This window comes from Saonia flava (genome assembly GCF_011927795.1).
Classification (GTDB): domain Bacteria; phylum Bacteroidota; class Bacteroidia; order Flavobacteriales; family Flavobacteriaceae; genus Saonia; species Saonia flava.
The window spans coordinates 586,335-607,898 of the sequence record NZ_JAATJJ010000001.1 but is presented as its reverse complement, the minus strand read 5'-3'; the positions used below and the strand labels follow the sequence as shown (position 1 = coordinate 607,898).

Annotated in this window: 18 protein-coding genes; 10 read left to right on the top strand and 8 right to left on the bottom strand. The window is 36.8% G+C overall.

Annotated elements, in window-relative coordinates; genetic code table 11:
• From GGR42_RS02790 to GGR42_RS02775, 4 genes are all read right to left on the bottom strand, one after another.
• The gene (locus tag GGR42_RS02790; protein ID WP_167960632.1) at positions 1–366 is read right to left on the bottom strand and encodes a diacylglycerol kinase; all 366 of its coding nucleotides are present in this window, start codon (positions 364–366) and stop codon (positions 1–3) included.
• Entirely contained in the window at positions 359–865 is a 507-nt protein-coding gene (tpx, locus tag GGR42_RS02785; protein ID WP_167960630.1) for a thiol peroxidase, read from the bottom strand. Before tpx ends, GGR42_RS02790 begins: the two co-directional genes overlap by 8 nt.
• Positions 866–941: 76 nt before the next feature.
• Positions 942–2,429 carry a Na+/H+ antiporter NhaC gene (nhaC, locus tag GGR42_RS02780; RefSeq protein WP_167960628.1) on the bottom strand — a complete coding sequence of 496 codons (1,488 nt, stop codon included), beginning with the start codon at positions 2,427–2,429 and terminating at the stop codon, positions 942–944.
• Between the two features lie 58 nt (positions 2,430–2,487).
• On the bottom strand, positions 2,488–3,708 hold the full coding sequence (locus tag GGR42_RS02775) for a trans-sulfuration enzyme family protein (protein WP_167960626.1): 1,221 nt from the start codon (positions 3,706–3,708) through the stop codon (positions 2,488–2,490).
• Between the two features lie 147 nt (positions 3,709–3,855).
• Here GGR42_RS02775 and GGR42_RS02770 point away from each other — a divergent pair, with 147 nt between their 5' ends.
• From GGR42_RS02770 to lpdA, 3 genes are all read left to right on the top strand, one after another.
• Positions 3,856–4,317, top strand: a complete 462-nt coding sequence (locus GGR42_RS02770) for an Lrp/AsnC family transcriptional regulator (RefSeq protein WP_167960624.1) — start codon at positions 3,856–3,858, stop codon at positions 4,315–4,317.
• Positions 4,318–4,393: 76 nt separating this feature from the next.
• The gene (locus GGR42_RS02765) at positions 4,394–4,897 is read left to right on the top strand and encodes an ankyrin repeat domain-containing protein (RefSeq protein WP_167960622.1); all 504 of its coding nucleotides are present in this window, start codon (positions 4,394–4,396) and stop codon (positions 4,895–4,897) included.
• Positions 4,898–4,993: 96 nt separating this feature from the next.
• Positions 4,994–6,400: a dihydrolipoyl dehydrogenase gene (gene lpdA, locus GGR42_RS02760; RefSeq protein WP_167960620.1), complete on the top strand. Its 1,407-nt coding sequence runs from the start codon at positions 4,994–4,996 to the stop codon at positions 6,398–6,400.
• A gap of 244 nt (positions 6,401–6,644) precedes the next feature.
• On the opposite strand, the gene GGR42_RS02750 is transcribed toward lpdA, so the two are convergent.
• From GGR42_RS02750 to GGR42_RS02735, 4 genes are all read right to left on the bottom strand, one after another.
• Positions 6,645–7,835: a TIM barrel protein gene (locus GGR42_RS02750; RefSeq protein ID WP_167960618.1), complete on the bottom strand. Its 1,191-nt coding sequence runs from the start codon at positions 7,833–7,835 to the stop codon at positions 6,645–6,647.
• A 68-nt stretch (positions 7,836–7,903) separates the two neighbouring features.
• Positions 7,904–8,455: a hypothetical protein gene (locus GGR42_RS02745; RefSeq protein ID WP_167960616.1), complete on the bottom strand. Its 552-nt coding sequence runs from the start codon at positions 8,453–8,455 to the stop codon at positions 7,904–7,906.
• A gap of 87 nt (positions 8,456–8,542) precedes the next feature.
• Positions 8,543–8,896, bottom strand: a complete 354-nt coding sequence (locus GGR42_RS02740) for a tRNA-binding protein (RefSeq protein ID WP_167960614.1) — start codon at positions 8,894–8,896, stop codon at positions 8,543–8,545.
• A gap of 56 nt (positions 8,897–8,952) precedes the next feature.
• Positions 8,953–10,098 carry an acyltransferase family protein gene (locus GGR42_RS02735; RefSeq protein WP_167960612.1) on the bottom strand — a complete coding sequence of 382 codons (1,146 nt, stop codon included), beginning with the start codon at positions 10,096–10,098 and terminating at the stop codon, positions 8,953–8,955.
• A 125-nt stretch (positions 10,099–10,223) separates the two neighbouring features.
• On the opposite strand from GGR42_RS02735, the gene GGR42_RS02730 reads away from it, so the two are divergent.
• The 7 genes from GGR42_RS02730 to GGR42_RS02700 all read left to right on the top strand — a co-directional run bounded on the left by GGR42_RS02730 (position 10,224) and on the right by GGR42_RS02700 (position 21,562).
• Positions 10,224–10,757, top strand: coding sequence for an NADPH-dependent FMN reductase (locus GGR42_RS02730; RefSeq protein WP_167960610.1), 534 nt, complete (start codon positions 10,224–10,226; stop codon positions 10,755–10,757).
• An 11-nt stretch (positions 10,758–10,768) separates the two neighbouring features.
• The gene (locus GGR42_RS02725; protein WP_167960608.1) at positions 10,769–12,082 is read left to right on the top strand and encodes an anthranilate synthase component I family protein; all 1,314 of its coding nucleotides are present in this window, start codon (positions 10,769–10,771) and stop codon (positions 12,080–12,082) included.
• Positions 12,083–12,116: 34 nt separating this feature from the next.
• Complete coding sequence (locus GGR42_RS02720; RefSeq protein WP_167960606.1) at positions 12,117–12,941, top strand: alpha/beta hydrolase; 825 nt, start codon at positions 12,117–12,119, stop codon at positions 12,939–12,941.
• 13 nt (positions 12,942–12,954) lie between these two features.
• Positions 12,955–14,262, top strand: coding sequence for a tRNA lysidine(34) synthetase TilS (gene tilS / locus GGR42_RS02715; RefSeq protein WP_167960604.1), 1,308 nt, complete (start codon positions 12,955–12,957; stop codon positions 14,260–14,262).
• Positions 14,259–16,229 carry a protein-disulfide reductase DsbD family protein gene (locus GGR42_RS02710; protein WP_167960602.1) on the top strand — a complete coding sequence of 657 codons (1,971 nt, stop codon included), beginning with the start codon at positions 14,259–14,261 and terminating at the stop codon, positions 16,227–16,229. Before tilS ends, GGR42_RS02710 begins: the two co-directional genes overlap by 4 nt.
• Before the next feature lie 62 nt (positions 16,230–16,291).
• A complete protein-coding gene (locus GGR42_RS02705) occupies positions 16,292–18,691 on the top strand; it encodes a penicillin acylase family protein (RefSeq protein WP_167960600.1) in 2,400 nt (799 codons plus the stop codon).
• Positions 18,692–18,757: 66 nt separating this feature from the next.
• The gene (locus tag GGR42_RS02700; RefSeq protein ID WP_245201378.1) at positions 18,758–21,562 is read left to right on the top strand and encodes a TonB-dependent receptor; all 2,805 of its coding nucleotides are present in this window, start codon (positions 18,758–18,760) and stop codon (positions 21,560–21,562) included.
• The last annotated feature ends 2 nt before the right edge of the window (positions 21,563–21,564 follow it).

The following is a 21,564-nucleotide window of genomic DNA, read 5'->3' as shown; positions in this document are numbered from 1 at the left end:
TTAAAATATTTTTGGAATGTAAATTATGAGCCCTATTATAGAAGCCACAATGGAAACCAACATTACTGCCCCAGCTGAGACATCTTTGATGAACCCAATTTTTTCGTCATATTTGGGCTGAATATAATCTGCCATTTTTTCAATCGCCGTGTTGGCGCCTTCTACTCCCATTACCACCCCAATTGCCAATAATTGCACTATCCATTCTATGCTTGAAATTTCAAAATAGAATCCTGCTGCAGTGACTAAAATGGCAATAAATACCTGAACCTTAATACTTGCCTCGGTTTTTATAAGTAAAACAGCCCCCTTTAAGGCATAGCCAACACTACGGATTCTATTTGCAAAAAAATTTTCTTTAGGCATCCATCAATGCTTCTAGGGCAGCTTTGTAATTAGGTTCGTCTACTGTTTCAGGAACTTGTTCTGTATAGGAAACAGTGCCGTTTTCATCAATAACCACTATAGATCTAGAAAGTAGGCTTGATAGAGGCCCATCCGTAAATTCCACTTGGTAATCTTTGCCAAAAGAACCATCCCTAAAGTCCGAAAGCATTACAACATTGCTAATTCCTTCCGCTCCACAAAAACGGGCCTGGGCAAATGGAAGGTCTTTGGAGATACATAAAACTACAGTATTATCCAATTCTGCAGCTTCTTGGTTAAACTGTCTAACCGATTGCGCACATGTACCCGTATCTATACTCGGGAAAATATTAAGAACTACTTTTTTTCCTTTGTAGTTATCTAAACTATCCTGAGATAGGTCATTCTTGGTTAGACTGAAATGAGGTGCAGAACTACCAATTGTGGGTAATGAGCCTATAGTATTTAATTTATTTCCTTTTAAGGTTACGATTGCCATTGCATAGTGTTTTAATTCTCTGCGAAATTAAAGAATATAAATGAAACAAAATATTGAATAGAGTAGTTCTCTCTTATTATTTAGATGACGCCAGTTGTTTTATTTTTATTCTGAAGCCAGCAAAAATAAGCGTTGTTATTGGACTCATCCAATTAAAGAATGCATAGCCCGCGTAGGACAGGGTATCAACGCCCAAAACCCCAGATTGATACGCACCACATGTATTATATGGAATCAAAACGGAAGTTACTGTACCAGAATCTTCTAAAGTTCGGCTTAAATTTTCTGGAGCCAACCCCTTGTCCTTAAATGCCTTGGCATACATTCTACCGGGAATTACAATTGCTAAATACTGGTCGGACGCAATAGCGTTTAAACCAACACAACTTATTACGGTGCTTAAAAATAGGCCAAAAATGGAATCAAAAAGATTAAGAATGGCTCCACTAATTCTTGATAATGCCCCAATAGCATCCATAACGCCACCAAAGACCATTGCGCAAACAATTAGCCAAATGGTTCCAAGCATACCACTCATACCTCCAGACGAGAACAAATCATTTAAAACTGTATTTGTTGTTTCCACAGATGTATCCACTGTCATTGCTGTCATAATGCCTTTGTAGCCAGATAAAAAATCCAATTTGGAACTTCCTGTAATATTGGCAACAATTTCTGGTTGAAAGATCAATGCAAATATGCCCCCCAACAAAGTACCGACCATTAAAGCTACTAGGGGCGGGGTCTTCTTAATAATCATAAGGACAACAACAACAGGAACCAAAAACAACCAAGGGCTAATATTAAAAGAAGCTTTAATGGCATTAAGCATACTGCTTGTATCTGTACTACCACTAACATCCAAAGAAAGGCTAATACCTATAAATATGATAAGTGTGACCGCTATAGTTGGAACCGTGGTATAGGTCATGTACTTTATATGGCTAAACAGTTCCCCACCCGCCATCGCAGGTGCTAAATTGGTGGTGTCGCTAAGGGGAGACATTTTATCTCCAAAATAGGCTCCAGAAATCACGGCACCCGCCGTCATTCCAGGGTTGATGCCCAACGCATTACCAATACCTATCAATGCAATACCAACAGTAGCAGAAGTGGTCCAACTACTTCCTGTGGCAATGGAAATAATGGCGCATATTACAACGCAAGCCGGAAGAAATATAGAAGGATTCAAGATTTTTAAACCATAATAGATCATGGAAGGGATAATGCCGCTAATAAGCCAAGTTCCCGCCAGAGATCCAACAAATAGTAAAATAAGAAGAGCACCTGTGGTCGATTTTACATTTTCTGCCACTTCTTCCAACATCTGTTTATAGGATACTTTATTAAAGAAACCAACAATGGCAGCTACTGCGGCACCCAAAAGTAGAATAAACTGGTTGCTGCCGCTCAAAGCATCGTCACCAAACGCAAAATAGACATTGTAAAAAAGCATGCCCACCAAGGCAATAACAGGAATCAAGGCTTCCCAAATATTAAGTTCTTTATTTTCTACAACATTTTCGTTTTGAGGTTCTGTTGGGTTGATATTCTGACTTTGCATATATATTTACTTGGTTTGTTCGTAATATTACGATTTTGCCTTTTGTTCTGCAAACAGATTATATGGACATTGTCTTTTTATGGAGAATCCCCAATTTTTCCATACAGTTTTTCATCATTTCATAGGTTCGGTGTATATCATTGTCCAAACCAATTGAAAAGCGGATTAATCCATCGGACAACCCCATTTCCTTTTGTTCTTCCAACGGTATTTCCGAAGAGGTGGAAGTGCCTGGAGCACTGAACAATGTTTTGTAAAATCCTAAACTTACCGCTAAGTAACCTAAATTCTTTTCTTGCATGAGTTCCATAAACTTATTGGCTTTCTCCAAAGATCCCACATCTATAGTTAAAAGTCCACCATAGCCATATTCACTGCACATTTGGGTTTTAAAAGTAGTATGTCCTGCATGTGATTTCAATCCGGGATACACCACTTTTAATCCATCTTTTTCGAAATTTTGTGCTAGATAAAGAGCATTCTCACTATGTTTTTTCATTCTTATGTGCAGGGTACGGAGATTTTTAAGAATGGAAGCAGCTCGTAGACTGTCCAAGGTACTGCCTAATAGCATTCCTGCACCACTGTTCACGTTTTTTAACCGCAAACAAAAATCGGCCGTACCGCAAACCACTCCAGCAACACAGTCGCTAGTGCCATTTATAAATTTGGTAAGACTATGGATAACAATGTCGGCCCCAAGTTTTCCAGCTGCTATGGATAATGGAGAAAATGTGTTGTCCACTACTAGAGGAATATTATGTTTTTTCGCCAGCTTTGACAAAGCTTTAATATCTGCAACCTCCAAAAGCGGGTTGCTTACTGCTTCACAGTATATCATTTTAGTTTTTGAAGTAATGGCCTTCTCTACAAGTTTTATATTCGTGATATCCACAAATGAAGTTCCAATATTAAATTTCTTTAGAAAATTCTTCATAAAAGCATAAGTGCCCCCATAGATGGTGCGACTACTTACCAGTTCATCCCCAGTATCACAAAGTTGTAAAATTACAGAGGTAATGGCTCCCATGCCACTTGCATATACATTGGCAGTTTCCGTTCCTTCCAATGCCGCTAAAGCTTCCCCTAGGTATAAGTTCGATGGTGAGGAATGCCTACTATATAGATAACATCCTTCAGTATTGCCCTCAAAGGTATCAAACATGGTTTTGGCTGATATAAACGTATATGTAGATGAATCTGATATTGAAGGGTTTACACCTCCAAATTCACCAAAATATTGTAAATCTTGAATATTGTCGGATGAGTTATGTTTCATGGTTGTTTTTTTTTATAAAAATATGTTTAATTGGTTTTAAAATCAATAAAAAATACATTTTATAGAAAATAAAACTATATTTAATTTATATTGTAGAATATTATCGTTAACAAATCGTTTGTTGTTATAATAAACCGAAAATAAATCATGTTAAAGCTAGATGAACTGGATTTGAAACTGTTGGGTCTTTTACAGGCTGATAGCAAAAAGACAACCAAAGAATATGCACATAGGTTAGGGCTTTCTACCACCGCTGTTTATGAACGTATTAAGCGTTTGGAAAAGAATAATGTGATAGATAAATATGTAGCATTGGTTAATAAGAAGGCGGTTAACAAATCATTTTTGGTCTTATGCCATGTTAAACTGGTGCAACATATTAAGGAGTTTGTACTTCAATTTGAAAGACAGGTTCAACAACTTGAAGAGGTAACAGAATGTTTCCATATTAGTGGTGATTATGATTATATTTTAAAAATTAATGTAAGTGATATGGAAGCCTATAGAGATTTTATGGTTACCAAGCTTACGGCAATTGCCAACATAGGCAGTACACAGAGCTCCTTTGTAATTAATGAAGTAAAGAATACCACAGCAATTTCCTTGTAGCCAATACATCTAAAGTCTTGTTAAACAGGTGGTGGTGATTGTATTAATCGTTATATTGGTTAGTAAAACTTCCACAATGAATAGAAATCAGTTTATAAAAACATCCGTTGGAACGGGTATGGTTTTGGCTGCGCTTCCCTTAGTGTCTTTCACTGATCAAGAAGGAGAGTCCTTTGATAAAAAAATAGTTCAGGAATTTGTTACTCAATCCCATAAGAATTTGGATAAAGTAAGTGCTATGTTAGAAGAGTTCCCTAATTTAATCAATGCCGCACATGACTGGAAACGGGGTGATTTTGAAACTGGTTTGGGAGCGGCCAGTCATGTTGGATATAAGGAACTGGCGCAACATCTTTTGAATAATGGAGCACAGGCAAATATCTTTACCGCTTGTCTTTTTGGTAAAATAGAAATAGTAAAACCCATGCTTACGGCTTTTCCACAAACAGTACATGCCATTGGTCCCCATGGTTTTACTTTATTGCACCATGCGGAAAAAGGAGGTGATGACGCCTTGGAGGTCAAAGAATACTTAGAGTCTCTTGGCGCCAAGGAAACTATGATAAAGATTTATGGATAATACCATGCATGGCCTTGTAATTCATTAGAATCTTCATTGCCTTCTAAACAAAAACATTTGTACTTTTGTACTACTATAGTTCATTAAATTTACAATATGACTCAATATGATGTGGCCATTATTGGCTCTGGCCCAGGAGGGTACGTTGCAGCAATACGTTGCGCACAATTAGGAATGAAAACTGCAATTATTGAAAAATATTCCACTTTGGGTGGTACATGCTTAAATGTGGGTTGTATTCCTTCCAAGGCCATGTTGGACTCCTCTCACCATTATGAGGATGCTATAAAGCATTTTGAGGAGCATGGTATTGATATTCCAGGTGAGATAAAAGTGAATTTAAAGCAAATGGTGGCCCGTAAACAAGGTGTGGTAGACCAAACTACAAAAGGCATTCAGTTTTTAATGGATAAAAACAAGATTGATGTTTTTGAGGGTTTGGGCAGTTTTAAAGATACCACTCACGTAAACATAACCAAAAATGATGGTAAGGTAGAAACGATTGAAGCCAAGAATATAATTATTGCTACCGGTTCCAAGCCTTCTTCTTTACCGTTTATCAAAATAGATAAGGAACGAATCATTACTTCCACAGAGGCTTTAGAGCTTAAAGAAATTCCAAAACACATGATTGTGATTGGGGGTGGCGTTATTGGTCTGGAATTGGGTCAGGTATACAAACGATTGGGAGCAGAGGTAACTGTTGTGGAATATATGGACCGTATTATCCCTGGAATGGACGGGGCACTTTCCAAAGAATTAATGAAAGTCCTTAAAAAAGGTAAAATGAAGTTTAACCTTTCGCACAAAGTAAAGTCTGTAGAGAGAAAAGGGGATGAGGTTATTGTAAAAGCCGATAACAAAAAAGGAGAAGAAGTAGTTTTTACAGGCGATTATTGCTTGGTTTCTGTAGGGAGAAAACCTTATACAGATGGATTAAATGCAGATGCTGCAGGTGTAAAATTGGATGATAGGGGTAGAGTAGAGGTTAACGGACATTTACAGACCAATGTTTCTAACATCTATGCAATTGGAGATGTGGTAAAAGGAGCAATGCTCGCCCATAAAGCAGAAGAAGAAGGAACCTTGGTTGCTGAAATCTTGGCAGGGCAAAAACCACATATTGATTATAATTTGATTCCTGGAGTGGTTTACACCTGGCCTGAAGTTGCAGCTGTTGGCAAAACTGAAGAAGAGCTAAAAGAAGCTGGGGTTTCTTATAAGGTGGGACAGTTTCCAATGCGTGCTTTGGGTAGAGCTAGAGCCAGTATGGATATAGATGGATTTGTAAAAATCTTAGCGGATTCAGCTACTGATGAAGTATTGGGAATACATATGGTTGGTGCTCGTGTGGCCGATTTAATAGCCGAGGCGGTAACTGCGATGGAATTTAGGGCATCTGCAGAGGATATTGCCAGAATGAGCCATGCACACCCAACATACGCGGAAGCTGTAAAAGAAGCAGCAATGGCCGCTACAGCGGATAGAGCTATGCATATTTAAAATGTTCTCTTAAGAACGTTTTTAGGGTACTATTTTTTAGAATGATAAAAAAGTAAAAGTGGTCCAGATATTTCTGGACCGCTTTTGTCTTTAAATCTTAATTGATAGAATTTTACTTGATTTCCACAAGAAAACCTTCTTTTGGAGTTCTTACTTTTTTTAGATTCTTTAGCCAATCGCCTTTTTCATCCCTTTATCCAAGAGTTAAAATCACGGTGCTTTTCAATATTTCAGAATACTATATTTATCGTACGGCCTGTCTTGCCAACAGTTTCCAGTACCCACTTTCTTTGGTAAACACATACAACATTTTTAGTGTAATGGGACTTGTGACCCCTGCATTCACCAAATCTGCCTGCATAACTCCACGTACCCAAGCAACATTGCCTTTTACGGTAATGTCTTGGTCTGCAAATTCAATTTTCGCAAAATCGGACCCACCACTTACCAAGGCATATACATAGGCATCTTGGTCTTCTATGGCGCCACTGGAATGGCCATAAGTAAGCTCCTTTGATGTAAGGTTGTACAGGTTAAGAGAATCGGCTTCCACCATAGCTTTGTGTAGTTTTACAACAGTGGCATCCACAGCTTTAACATCATAATCCAATGATTTTAAATAGGCCAAATGCATGGGTAATTGTATGGCAGCCCTAGAGGATTCATCCTCAATAAAGTGATATTTTACCCCTGTTTCTCGGGCAGCCTTCATTACCGCGGCAATGTTTACATCTCCAGAACCCAACACCACATTTTTCTCCTTGTCCTGTCTACCATTTAAATTGTCTTCTGTTCCTATTAGTCTATCCTTTAAATGTGTAATTGGGTACCTGCCTGCATACTTTCTTAAAAGTGCGGCTGGGTCCTGCCCAGGGTTTCTCATCCAAAACACATCCATTTCTATGTTTACATACCTTGGGTCTGTATTCTCCATCATATAGTCGTACATGGTGCCCGGTCCATCATAGGGTCTAAATTCATATCCATGTGCATGGTACAAAAAGGATATGCCCGCTTCAGCAAATTGTTTTCCAGCCTTATTAAAGACCTCGACCCCTTTTTTCATGTCCTCAAAGGTGAAATTGTTTCCATCATGGGGAATCCAATAACAGGTGGCATACTCTGCGCCAAAGAATTTTAAATTTTCTATGACCTTGGCCACACTATCTCGGTGCTGCAACATTTCAAACCCAGTTCCACCGGCAACTACATCAAAACCATGTTTGTCCAACAACGCTTTGTACTGTTCTCTTGGCATACTTCTGGTTCCTGCACCCTCAATATACTTTACGCCCATTTCCTTTAGCTTAATGAGTCCATCCTCAACATCATCTCTCATTAGTTCTCTGGCCGTGCCCATGATAATACCCACTTCTTGGGCATTAACTTGAACAAAGCAAGTGGCAACAAATAGTGCCACGATAATTTTTTTCATAATATCTTGATTAATTGGTTTTACTCAAATTTAATTAAAAATAGAATGTCTTAGGGTGTAAAAGGGAGCTACTTTTTTACAGGCCCGCTTCCTCCATTTTTTAGAACCCATTTTTCTCCATAGATGGATTCGTATTCAATCTCAATTTTAAGACTATCATTATTTAAGATGTCATACAACTTGTTTGATTTTTCCAATGTATTGTCCGATAAGTTCAATTCCCGGGTTTTTTCCTTATTCATAAGTGTTATTATAGGAATTTCTTCCTCTGCAGAAACCAAACGTCCTTCTGAAAGATTTGCGTAGTAGAACAAGACGGAATCATTTTTAGCTAAATTTTCTTCTACGTAGTTAATTACATCTTTGTAAGACTTTCCATTGGGGCCATTGACCTTTACCGACCGTATAAATGCGGGTCCAACACCATCATTTTTTAATACATAGGTGTATTCCAAGGTATGCCCCCCAATGTTTGCAAAATTTAAATGAGGGTAGACCGACATATATTGCTGTTTTCTAATTAGTTGTGTTTGGTATATGAAAACCGCCAAAGTCAATAAACTAACCAACAGGGCTGATAGGCTGAGTACTTTTTCACTTGTCCAAAACTTTGGTTTCATAATCTTTTGTTTTTAATTTATATCAAATTCACCTTTTATACATAAAGGACCAGATTTTAAAACTTTTAGAGCAACTCAAATTAAAAATCAACCTACTCTAGTGCCATTTTCAACTTTTCTTTCAGGTTGAATTAAAGTAACCTCTTTATTTTCACCAACACAACCCAAAACAAGACACTCACTCATAATATTGGCAATCTGTTTAGGAGGAAAATTAATTACCGCTATAACTTGACTCCCAATTAAGGTTTTGGAATCAGCATACAGTTTGGTTATTTGAGCTGAGGTTTTTCGTAATCCATGTTCCCCAAAATCTACCATGAGTTTGTAGGCTGGATTTTTTGCTTCCTTGAAAATTTCTGCATCAATAACGGTACCTGCCCTTATTTCAACTTTCATGAAATCATTCCAATCTAAGGTATTGTCGTCTAGATTTTTCATCTCTGTATGTTGGACTATTTAACTAGATGAAATCTACAAAAAAATAGCGTAAGTTTTTATCTTCGTTTAAGCAATTGTATTCCCATTCTGTACCAGGCCTTTAGGTGCTCCCAAAAATATTTACGTAGTGTTAATAGTAAACCCTTTATTGTTTCTTTATACTTTTCGTACTGGAGGGCAATAAATGTGCAAATAAACATAAATAGAATGGCACAGGGAATTACTACTTGGGGTGCGAGGGAATGATTAAAATAACGGTACAGCCCCATTCCTGTAAAACTACCGTATAGAATTATAAAATGAACCACATAGATGGAAAGGGTGCTCTGTCCTATTTTTAACAATGTTTTGTTCTCCATTAACCTTCTAAGCAGCATAAATACCGCAAAAACAAGTAAAACATCACCTAACCTTATGAACAAGTAGTTATTGGAATAGACGCCTTTGAAGAGCTCCAAGCCGGTCCATCTTTCCATGTTAACAAAAAAAGCGGATGACTTATAAATGAGCCATAACCCTGCAATAGAAGCTATAGAAATGGTGTAAATATATAAATGCTTAGCATCCTTAAAACGGTTAAAAAGAGTAGATAGGAATCCGCCAATAGCGGCATAGCCAAACCAAGGAATTACAGTAAAGACCGAGCCGTTGGCCCTCGTAAAATAATTGGCCAAAGCTTCAGGAAGAAAGGAGTAAGATAGAGCCTTGTATTGGGGTTCTAACAGAAAAAGCAATAAACTGATGACAAGCAATAGCGATGGGAAAATATATTTGATACTCCTATAGCTTACCAGATAAATAATGATGATGCCAATTAATGACAGCCCAATACAATGCAATACATCCACTAGATAAAACCCACCATAAATGTGCCCTTTGAACAGCCCTCCAAAATTAGTACGAAGTAGATACCCTATTAGCAGTAATTGTACACCCCGTTTTAACCCTTTTTTAACCCTAGGATTGTTCTTGCCTATGCGGTCCGTTCTGGTCAACAAAAATGTGAAAATAAAGCCTGATACTGTAAAAAATACAGGAGCGGTAATCCCTCTAAAATATTTCCATGTAGCATACGCCCAATTGGCATCATCCCTAAAAGAGTTATCCAAAAGACCATCTACAAAATGCCCTTGCAGCATCATTAGAATGGCCCATGCACGCATGGCATCAATAAAATATAAACGACCGGTTCTTTGCTTCATTTACTATGGAATATCCTCAATGTGCTTATAAGTCAGTGACTTCGGGTTTTTAGCGGCGTAAAATTATGCAAATTCCTCACAAATTGACGTTATTTGGGTATTTTAGTCCATCTAAACACAAAACTATGGCAAAGATATTGGCATTTGCTGGAAGCAATTCTTCTACCTCTATTAATTTTAAATTAGTACAACATACTATATCCCAAATAGATGGGCATGATATACAACTTCTTAATTTGGCAAACTTTCCGTTTCCCATGTATAGTGAAGATTACGAAAGAGAAAATGGCTATTCCAACTCATTGATTGAACTTAAAAATGATATTAAGTCTGCTCATGCACTGGTTGTATCTGTAAATGAACACAATGGAAATCCGTCTGCTTATTTTAAGAATCTGTTGGATTGGTTATCACGAGTAGAGCGAAAATTTTTAGAAGGAAAAAAAATATTGTTGATGTCCACTTCTCCTGGAAAAGGAGGGGCCAAAAGTTCCTTGGGTGTTATATCTTCTTCTTTTCCAAGATTTGGAGGTGAGATTGTTTCTTCTTTTTCATTGCCTTCTTTCAACACTAATTTTAACGAAGAAAAGGGAATTACCGATTCTGAATTGTCCGATGCCTACAAGGATGCCTTGAATGACTTTTTAAGTTCCATCTAAAAACAAAGAACTTGCGCAAAAAGGTTTCTTTTACTGTCCCCCAAAGTACTAGTTTTAAGCATGCTTTACTCCAATGGGCCCAACAGTTTGATGAAGTTGTATGGCTGGATAGCAATGGGCACAATGATAAATACAGTTCTTTTGATGGACTGTTGGCAGTGGATGCCCTAACAAGTTTGGTGACCGACTCCCAAGATGCCTTCAATGATTTAAAGGAGTACCAGAATGGTGCCAAGGACTGGATTTTTGGGTATTTATCCTACGATTTAAAAAATGATGTTGAAGTACTTTCTTCTAGTAATTTTGATGGTTTGGAGTTTCCGGAACTCTGCTTTTTTCAACCTAAAAAAATAATCAGAATAAAAGGGAATAAAGTGGATTTCCTTTATTTAAAGATGGTTAATGATGAAATTGAAGATGATTTTAATTTAATCTCCAAAGGATTTTTTGAAAAACCACATCCAATAATTGAAACGCATCCTGTAAAAATAAAGCTTAGAATTTTTAAGGATGAATATTTTAAAAGGGTAGAGAAAATGCTGAATCATATTCAAATTGGAGATATATATGAAGCTAATTTTTGTCAGGAGTTCTATGCACAAGATACTGTTATAGACCCTCTTAAAATATATAATAGACTTAATGAAATTTCAAGAGCCCCCTTTGCAACCTATTTAAAAATTTGGGATAAGTATTTGTTGTCTGCTTCGCCAGAAAGATATATAAAAAGGAGAAAGAACAATGTGGTTTCGCAACCCATAAAAGGAACGGCCAAACGTTCCCCCAACAAAGAGGAAGATGCTTTATTGATCAAAAGCCTTGAAAATGATACAAAAGAAAGAGCAGAGAATATCATGATCGTGGATTTGGTGCGCAATGACCTTTCTAAAAGTGCTAAAAAAGGAAGTGTAAAGGTGAAGGAGCTATGCAAGGTATATACTTTTGAACAAGTACATCAAATGATTTCTACAGTTGTCGCCAAAGTTTCAAAATCCAAAGACCCAGTGGAAATTATAAAGGAAACCTTTCCCATGGGCAGTATGACAGGGGCACCAAAAGTCTCCGCAATGAAGATTATAGAAGAACTGGAAGCAACCAAACGTGGCTTGTATAGTGGAGCTGTAGGTTATTTTACCCCTAATAATGAATTTGACTTTAATGTGGTCATTCGCAGTATATTATACAATGCTACAAATAAATATGTTTCCTATTCCGTTGGAGGGGCCATAACGGCAAAAGCTATACCGGAAAAAGAATACGAAGAGTGTTTAATTAAGGCAAAGGCCATGAGAGAGGTCTTGGAAGGTGCTGATACTTCAAAATAATTCCTTAAATTGAGGCTGCCAAACTATTGAACCAATGCAGCTTGAAGAATTTTCTTTCCAATATAATGGAGCCTCCATATTTGGAAAACACACTCAACCAGAAGAAGTAAAAGGTGTTGTTGTAGTAATCCACGGTATGGGAGGGCATTCTGGCCGTTATTTAGAACATGTGGTCCCCATGCTTTTAAAGTGCTCCTTGGCGGTAGTGCTTTATGATAATATTGGCCACGGAAAGTCGGAAGGTAAGAGAGGGCATTGTCCAAGCTATGATGGCCTATTAAATATCATTACCAGGGTATTGATAAAGGCGGAAACTTTATTCCCTACCAAGCCGTTATTTCTTTATGGTCACAGTATGGGGGGGAATTTGGTTTTAAACTATGCCTTAAGAAAATCACCGAACATTAGGGGAGTTATTGCTACAAGTCCATATCTAAGGTTGGCTATGGTGCCACCAAAGTGGAAAATGATTATGGGAAAAATTATGATGACCATATGGCCAGCAATTACATTGCCTTCTGGATTGGACCCAAAAGGAATTTCAAGCATTTCGAACGAAGTAGAAAAGTATATAAACGACCCTTTGACACATGACAAAGTGAGTCCTATGTACACTTTTCCAGTAATCAATGCTGGGGAATGGGCCATAGAACAAGCAAATCAACTCAAGATAAAAACCCTATTGCTTCATGGTACGGCTGATTCTATAATAGATTATAAAGGAACGGTCGACTTTCATGATAACGCCAGTGTAACTGAGTTAAAACTTTTTGAAGGCGGGTATCACGAATTACATTATGACCTTTGTAGGGATGAAATGTTAGAGACTGTTAAGAATTGGTTACAGCAACAACTTTGAGTACTTTTGTCCAGTGCTAAAAGAATTCCATTTACATATTAAGAATCATTTTCCAGAACTAAAGAACACAGTATTTTTATTGGCGTGCAGTGGTGGATTGGATAGTGTGGTTTTGGCACATCTTTTCGCAAAACTAAATTTGCAATATGCCTTGGCACATTGCAACTTTAATTTAAGGGGAAAAGAAAGCAATGGGGATGAAAAGTTTGTAGAAAGTTTAGCTATTGAATTAAAAAAAGAATGTTTTGTAACTAGTTTTAATACAAAGGAATATATTTCAAAAAATAAAGTATCACTACAAGTAGCAGCTAGAGAATTACGATACAATTGGTTTGCGAAAGTAATGGAGAAGAATGGGATTGAAAAATTGGTAACGGCCCATCATGCAGATGATAATTTAGAGACTTTTTTAATTAATCTTTCTAGAGGTACAGGTATTGATGGTCTTACCGGAATTCCTGCTAAAACTGATACCATTTCCAGACCTTTGTTAAGATTCTCACGGGAGCAAATTTTAGAGTATGCAAATTCAGAGAAACTGAAATGGAGAGAGGACAGCACCAATAAGGAAATTAAGTATGTGAGGAATAAAATTCGGCATCAAATAGTTCCATTACTTAAAGAGCTAAACCCTACTTTTTTGGCCAATTTTATAAAGACCCAAGACTATTTGAAGCAATCTTCCATATTGGCTGAAGATTATTTAGAACAAGTAAAAGAGAAGCTTTTAAAAAAAGAAGGGGATATAGTAAAGATTGAAATTGCTGAGCTTAAAAAATGTGTTCCGTTGAATGCTTACTTATATGGGTTGTTTAAAGAATATGGGTTTACGGAATGGGATGATGTTGCTGGACTCTTAGTAGGTGAAAGTGGTAAGGAGGTATTTTCTAAAACCCATAGATTGCTTAAGAATAGAGAGTATCTTTTACTGCAAAATTTGAATACTGAAGTCAATCAGAGGTATCAAATTGATAGTGATCGGATTGATTTGAAAGTTCCTTTCCATATGTCCATTTCTGAGGTAAAGACAATGACAAAAACATCAGGAACTACATTGTATGTTGATGAGGAAACGTTAAAATATCCTTTAACGATAAGGAAATGGGAAAAAGGCGACTATTTTTATCCTATAGGAATGAAAGGACAAAAGAAAAAAGTTTCTAAATTTTTTAAGGACGAGAAGATGAGCCTTATTGAAAAAGAAAAGCAATGGATCCTGTGTTCGGAGAATAATATTGTCTGGATTATAGGAAAAAGAGCGGATGAACGTTATAAAATAAGTAATAAGACCAAATCAATTTTAAAGTTTTCGGTATTGTGATTAAAAATGTAGTAACTCTATTCATCATTATTTTGGCATTTGCATTTGGGAATGCGCAAAAGGAGGATGACCCAGTGGCCTGGTCCCATACGGTAAACAAACTTTCCGATACCGAATACGAGTTGATCTTTACAGGGATAATATTAAAGGATTGGCATGTATATTCCCAACACACCTCGGATGGAGGTTCGCTACCTAGTGAGTTTACCTATGTAAATGCAGGTGAGGATTATGAGTTGGTTGGTGAAACATTGGAAAGTGAGACACATACTGAGTATAGTGAGGCTTTTGAAGTGGATGAAACTTTTTTCTCGGACATTGCTGTTTTTACCCAGAAAATAAAACTTTTAAAACCTGATATTGATTTAATTGATGTAAATCTATGGTATCAAGTATGTAAAGAAGTTTGTTTTAATAAGGAATTCGATTTTACTATATCCCTTGGAGGAAATACAGTTGTTTTGGAGGATAAGGTTGTTGATGACCTAAGCAAAACGTTAAGTGCCTCAATGGAGCTGGATTTAAAGAATAAAGAACGTCTCAATGAAGGGGTGGAGGATGTGGCCAATGGTAGTTCAGGATTGTGGACCATTTTTGGGCTTGGTTTTTTAGGAGGGTTAATAGCTCTTTTGACACCCTGTGTGTTTCCTATGATTCCCCTTACTGTTTCCTTTTTTACCAAACAATCCAAGACTAAATCCAAAGGCATTGCAAATGCTATTTTGTACGGTCTTTTTATAGTGGTCATTTATTTTTTATTGAGTCTTCCTTTTCATTTGTTTGATTCCGTTGATTCACAGATACTAAATACCATTGCAACCAACATATGGCTTAATGTGTTTTTCTTTTTGATTTTTGTGTTTTTTGCCTTTTCTTTTTTTGGATACTATGAATTGACATTACCAAGTTCATGGGCCAATAAAATGGATAATGCATCCTCCAAAGTAGGTGGTGTTATTGGTATTTTCTTTATGGCAGTTACCTTGGCCATTGTTTCTTTTTCTTGTACCGGGCCTATTTTAGGAGGTCTTTTGGGCAGTACTGCATTAGCCGAAGGCGATGTAGCTACAAATTTATCGGTCGGGATGCTTGGATTTGGAGTTGCTTTGGCGTTGCCGTTTGCATTGTTTGCTCTTTTTCCTGCATGGTTAAATTCCTTACCAAAATCCGGTGGTTGGATGACGACTGTCAAAGTGGTGTTAGGGTTTTTGGAATTGGCATTGGCACTTAAGTTTTTATCCAATGCTGATTTGGTTGGTAATTGGGGATTTTTGAAATGGGAAATTTTTATGGGGATATGGATTGTTATTTCCATTTTATTGACCCTATACCTTTTTGGGTTGATTCGTTTTTCCCATGATGCGCCAAAACAGAGACCATCATTACCTAGAATATTTATAGGGATTGTCAGTGCTGTTTTTTCGTTGTACCTCATTTTGGGGTTGTTCAAAGTAAACGACCTTAAATTATTAAGTGGATTTCCACCTCCTAAATTCTACAGTGTTTTTGAGCAAAAAAGTGATTGCCCTTTAGGGATTGATTGTTATAAGGATTTTGATGAGGGGGTTGCTCATGCTAAGAATGCAGGTAAGCCCATTTTATTGGATTTTACAGGTTGGGCTTGTGTAAATTGCCGCAAGATGGAGGAGAATGTATGGAGTGAGCCAGATGTATACAAAATCATTAATGAAGAATATGTTTTGATTTCACTCTATGTGGATGACAGAAAAGAATTACCTGAAAACCAGCAATTTGATTATAAATTTAATTCTGGAAGGGTAAAGACCATCAATACAGTGGGAAAAAAGTGGGGCACTTTTCAAACCCTTAACTTTAATGCAGCTTCACAGCCATTTTATGTGCTTCTCTCACCGCAAATGGAAGTGCTTAATTCATCCATGCAATATGTGGATAAGGATACGTATAAGCATTGGTTGGAGAAAGGTTTGAAGAATTATAGACGATAGGAACTTTTTGTTTTTGGTTATTTTTAAAAACAATTACCTTTAAGTTTCTAATAATTCTGTTTGTGAAAAATATTAAAAGAGTACTTGCCATATTGGGCATTCTGATATTGATACTGCTTTTAGGAGCCGGAATATTTGCCAATACGTTAAAACCTGACTATAAGGGAAAAAAAGGGCTATCAAAACTCACCCAAGAAGTCACTGTGCATTATGATGCCTATGGAATTCCCCATATTTATGGAGAAAATGAAGAAGATGCTATAAGAGCACTTGGTTATGTTCATGCCCAAGATAGGCTTTGGCAAATGGAATTATTACGCAGAATAGGTAGGGGTGGACTTTCTGAGGTTTTTGGAAAGGATATGCTGGGTACCGATAAATTTTTTCTTTCTCTTGGAATAGATGATGCCACTGAAGAAACATTGAAAAAGTTGGACATGAGCAGCAAAAAGGTTCAGTTATCAGAGGCTTATTTAGATGGGATAAACCAGTTTATAGAGGAGGGGCCTACCCCTATAGAGTTCTATCTCACTGGAATTGACAAAGAACCATTTACCCTTACTGATATTTATAATACATTCGGCTATATGGCCTTTAGTTTTGCGCAGGCCCATAAGACAGATCCATTATTGACTGATATCAAAAATAAATTGGGGGTGGAGTATTTAATGGACCTTGCAATTGACATAGATCCTAACTCAACATTGATAAAAAACCACAACAAACAACCTTCAGACTCTTTATTGGGTAATGTTATGGCCGCCGTTACCAATGCATTAAAAGGTTTGCCCATACCTCAATTTGAAGGAAGCAACAGTTGGGTCATTGGAGCCAGTAAAACAAAGAATGGTAAAGTTATATTTGCTAATGATCCCCATATTGGTTTTGCCCAACCTTCAGTTTGGTATGAAGCCCATCTCAATACACCAACGTATGAAAAATATGGTTATCATTTGGCAGGAGTTCCTTTTCCTTTATTGGCACATGATAGAAAATTGGCTTATGGATTGACCATGTTCGAGAATGATGATATTGATTTTTATTATGAAAAGACAAACCCAGAGGACTCTACTCAATACCAAACCGCTGGTGGGTGGAATACCTATGAGACTGTAAATAAAATTATTAAAGTAAAAGATAGTGTTGATGTAACCTTCAGTTATAAAAAAACACACCATGGTCCTATTTTAAATGGAATAGCGAATCAAATCAAAGGAGAAGAACCTATTAGTATGTCCTGGGTGTATACAAAGCACGAAAACAAAATATTGGATGTGGTCTATGATATGTCCCATGCCAATAATTTAACTGAATTTAAGGCTGCGCTTCCTAATTTACACGCACCAGGCTTAAATATAATGTATGGTGATGCAGAAAATAATGTAGCTTGGTTTGCTAGTGCCAAGCTTTATCACATGTCAGATAGTGTGCATACCAAGTTTATTTTGAATGGTGAATCTGGGAAAGAAGAACTTGTTAATTATATAGATTTTTCGGAAAACCCACAGGCGGTCAACCCTCCCTGGGATTATGTCTACTCTGCTAATAACCAGCCCGATTCTATCGCAGGAATGTTGTATCCAGGGTATTATCTACCAGAGAATAGAGCAAAAAGAATAGTCCAGCTCTTAGAACCTAAAAACGATTGGGATAGGGATGCTGTTGGAGAAATGATTACTGATGTAACCTCCGCAGTTGATCCGAGAATACTTTTGAACTTGTATAATAGTGTCAAAGTAAAGGAGTTGGTAGATGAGCAAATAATTTTACTGGATAAGCTTAGTTTATGGAATGGGACATATACCCTTAATAGCATTGAGGCCACTGTATATACAAGATGGCTTTATTTTGTTTTAAAGAACACTTTTCACGATGAATTGGGAGAAGAGATGTTCAAGCAGTTTTTATCCACCCACTTCCATAAACGCTTAATTGCTCCTTTGTTGGAAAATAAGAATTCCATTTGGTGGAATGATATACGTACAGTAGATAAGGAGGAAACTCTTCAAGATGTTGTTCATAAGTCCTATGTGGAAGCTATGGAATCCTTAAGAAATGATTTTGGAAATAAAATTAGTAGCTGGACATGGGACAAGGTACATACCATTGAGCATGGTCATCCAATTGGGCAAGTGGAATCTTTACGTTCTTACTTTAATGTAGGACCTTTTCCCGTACAAGGCTCTAGAGAGGTAATTAACAATATGGCCTTTGGGTATGATGGTACAGGTAAATATAAGGTAACAGGTGGACCATCTACACGACGGGTCATAGATTTTTCTGATGTAGAAAATAGTATGAGCATATTGCCCACGGGTCAGTCAGGTAATCCTTTTAGTCCCCATTATGATGATCAAGCAGACATGTACATTAATGGAGAATTCAGAAAAATGATGATGAATAAAAAGGAGATTGAGAAAACTGCCAAGTCTTCTTTAACATTTGCACCTGTAGAGCAATGATATTAAATCACTTTTTTTATATTAGGGCATCAAAAGAATATAATGAAGGAACTAAAATTATTTTGTTTGAAAATTAATCATGTTATTCATAATTTTTACAAGCATTTTTTTCTTTTTTTATTGTTCGCTTTATGCTTCAACTTTTCATTAGCTCAGTCTGATTCAACAAGAATAACTTTAGTTGTTGAGAATGAATCTTTAAAGAATGTAATTGATAGTCTGGAAACCAAGACCAATGCTACATTCTTTTATCTTGAAGAATGGTTTGGTGATGAGTTAATTTCCATAGCTTTTGAAAATGAAACTTTGCCCGTTGTTTTAGAAGAACTTTTAAGTAAAACAGAGCTTAATTTCTATATTCTTGATGGTGACAAAGTTATTCTAACAAAGAACAATATTATTTATGATGAGCTACCAAACAATTTTTTTATTAAAAGAGATTCTAGCTCCATTCTAACAACAGCAGGTACAGATCAGCGTCAACTGCGCCCAATTTTTTATTCAGATCGGTTGGTTGCCAATGACAATAGAGTACAGAAAATTCAAGTAGGAAAAGCCTCAAAAGAAGTAAAAACCAGTTTGGCAAAAATTTCTGGCGTTGCCATCAACGCTTCCAATGGTTTACCTATTCCGGATTTGGTGGTGCAAATAAAAAATCAAAATATTAGGACAACCACAGATGAGACTGGATATTACGAATTAGAGCTCCCATATGGGATTAATCGTATGAATACCAGGGCATTGGGAATCGAAGATGCCACTTTTGAACTTTATGTCTATAATTCAGGAACCGTGGACCTTGCATTAAATGAAGGACTGGAACAGTTGGATGAAGTTGTTCTGGAAGCAGATGCCTTTAGAAATGTGGAAGAAGCTACTACAGGTAGCGCCCAGATAGATTCTGAAGAATCCAAGAATATTCCATTGGTTTTGGGAGAACGGGATATTTTACAGGTAGCTAGAAACCTTCCTGGAATTTCTTCTGCAGGTGAAGGTGCTGCTGGTTTTAATGTAAGAGGAGGTAAAACGGATCAAAACTTAATATTATTGGATGATGCCACAATTTATAATCCATCACATTTCTTCGGAATTTTTCAGGCATTGAACCCTTATACCACTAAGGGAGTGGATATCTATAAGGGAAACGTTCCCGCTAAATTTGGAGGTAGGCTCTCTTCGGTTTTTGATATTCAAAGTAAGGAAGGAAATACGGAGAAATTTAGCGGGGAAGCTTCTATTGGTCCTGTGACTAGTAATATTGCGTTGGAAGTTCCCATGAAAAAAGAAGAATCATCGCTGCTCTTGGGTGGTAGAGGGACTTATTCTGATTGGATATTGAAATCTTTAGATGAGCCTGATCTCGCAAATAGCTCTGCCAATTTTTATGATGTTATTGCTAAGTATGACCATAAGATAAGTGATAAGCATAGTATAAGTGCTATGGGCTATTATAGTAAGGATGCTTTTAGTATTACCTCAGATTCATTATATAAATACAGTAACCGACTTTTTTCTTTAAAATGGAAACATGCATATAGCGAGAAGAATCGGGGGGATTTAATCCTGTCCAATAGTAATTATCAATTTAACATAGATTATGATGGTGAAGCCAATACAGATTTTTTGTTAGGTTATAAAGTAAACGAAACTGAATTAAAATACAACTTAAGATACCTATACAACTCTAAACATACATTTGACTACGGAATAGCCTCAAAGTTATATGTAGTAGAGCCAGGAAGTATTGAACCTTCTGGGTCGGATTCATCTATTGAAGCAAGGGCGGTTGACCAAGAGAAGGGCTTGGAATCTGCCATTTATATTTCAGATGCTTATAAAGTCAATGATAAACTTTTGATTGATGCTGGGTTTAGGCTTTCCCTTTTTACAGCTTTGGGGGCTTCCACACAAAATATCTATCAAGAAGGAGAGCCCAGAAATGATGGTAGTAGAACGGGAAGTGAGGAGTATGGGGAATATGAATTTATTAAAACCTATATAGGACCAGAAGCCAGATTTTCAACCAGATACTTGTTTACACCCACATTTTCTATTAAAGGAAGCGTTAATAGTGGCTATCAATACATTCATACATTATCGAACAATACAACTGTATCACCTATAGATACTTGGAAACTTTCTGACCTTAATATAAAGCCTCAACAGGGCTACCAATATGCTTTGGGGCTATACAAAAATTCTGAGGATAATATGTATGAATATAGTTTGGAAGGATATTACAAGCAGTTTAAAAATGCCATTGATTTTAAGACAGGAGCTCAATTGCTTCTAAATGAGAACATAGAAACGGAAGTCCTGCAGGGGGATGGCAAGGCGTATGGGGTGGAATTATTATTAAGAAAAAACACTGGGAAGTTGAACGGTTGGTTGGGGTATACCTATTCCAGGTCCTTTTTAAAGTTCGATAGTGAATATGCCGATGAGCGCATTAATAATGGAGAATATTTTTCTTCAAACTATGACAAACCGCATGACCTTAGTTTAGTGACCAACTATAAGTTTACAAAGCGCTACAGTGTTTCCGCCAATTTTGTATATCAAACAGGGAGACCGGTTACTTATCCCATAGGGACTTATAGATTCAACAATGCTGATTATGTATATTATAGCAATAGGAATGAGTTTAGAATACCTGATTACTATAGGTTGGATTTGGGACTCAATATAGAGGGAAACCATAAAATAAAGAAGTTTGCCCATAGTTTTTGGACCATTTCTGTATACAATGTATTGGGAAGGAATAATCCATATTCTGTGTTTTTTGTAACAGAGAATGGAGAAGTAAAGGCGTATCAAAGTTCTATTTTTTCAATCCCTGTCCCATCCATCACCTATAACTTTAAATTTTAGGT

Excerpts from the sequence above, each read along its gene's own strand:
- GGR42_RS02790 (WP_167960632.1), bottom strand. The coding sequence starts at position 366 with ATGCCTAAAGAAAATTTTTTTGCAAATAGAATCCGTAGTGTTGGCTAT.
- tpx (WP_167960630.1), bottom strand. The coding sequence starts at position 865 with ATGGCAATCGTAACCTTAAAAGGAAATAAATTAAATACTATAGGCTCA.
- nhaC (WP_167960628.1), bottom strand. The coding sequence starts at position 2,429 with ATGCAAAGTCAGAATATCAACCCAACAGAACCTCAAAACGAAAATGTT.
- GGR42_RS02775 (WP_167960626.1), bottom strand. The coding sequence starts at position 3,708 with ATGAAACATAACTCATCCGACAATATTCAAGATTTACAATATTTTGGT.
- GGR42_RS02770 (WP_167960624.1), top strand. The coding sequence starts at position 3,856 with ATGTTAAAGCTAGATGAACTGGATTTGAAACTGTTGGGTCTTTTACAG.
- GGR42_RS02765 (WP_167960622.1), top strand. The coding sequence starts at position 4,394 with ATGAATAGAAATCAGTTTATAAAAACATCCGTTGGAACGGGTATGGTT.
- lpdA (WP_167960620.1), top strand. The coding sequence starts at position 4,994 with ATGACTCAATATGATGTGGCCATTATTGGCTCTGGCCCAGGAGGGTAC.
- GGR42_RS02750 (WP_167960618.1), bottom strand. The coding sequence starts at position 7,835 with ATGAAAAAAATTATCGTGGCACTATTTGTTGCCACTTGCTTTGTTCAA.
- GGR42_RS02745 (WP_167960616.1), bottom strand. The coding sequence starts at position 8,455 with ATGAAACCAAAGTTTTGGACAAGTGAAAAAGTACTCAGCCTATCAGCC.
- GGR42_RS02740 (WP_167960614.1), bottom strand. The coding sequence starts at position 8,896 with ATGAAAAATCTAGACGACAATACCTTAGATTGGAATGATTTCATGAAA.
- GGR42_RS02735 (WP_167960612.1), bottom strand. The coding sequence starts at position 10,098 with ATGAAGCAAAGAACCGGTCGTTTATATTTTATTGATGCCATGCGTGCA.
- GGR42_RS02730 (WP_167960610.1), top strand. The coding sequence starts at position 10,224 with ATGGCAAAGATATTGGCATTTGCTGGAAGCAATTCTTCTACCTCTATT.
- GGR42_RS02720 (WP_167960606.1), top strand. The coding sequence starts at position 12,117 with ATGCAGCTTGAAGAATTTTCTTTCCAATATAATGGAGCCTCCATATTT.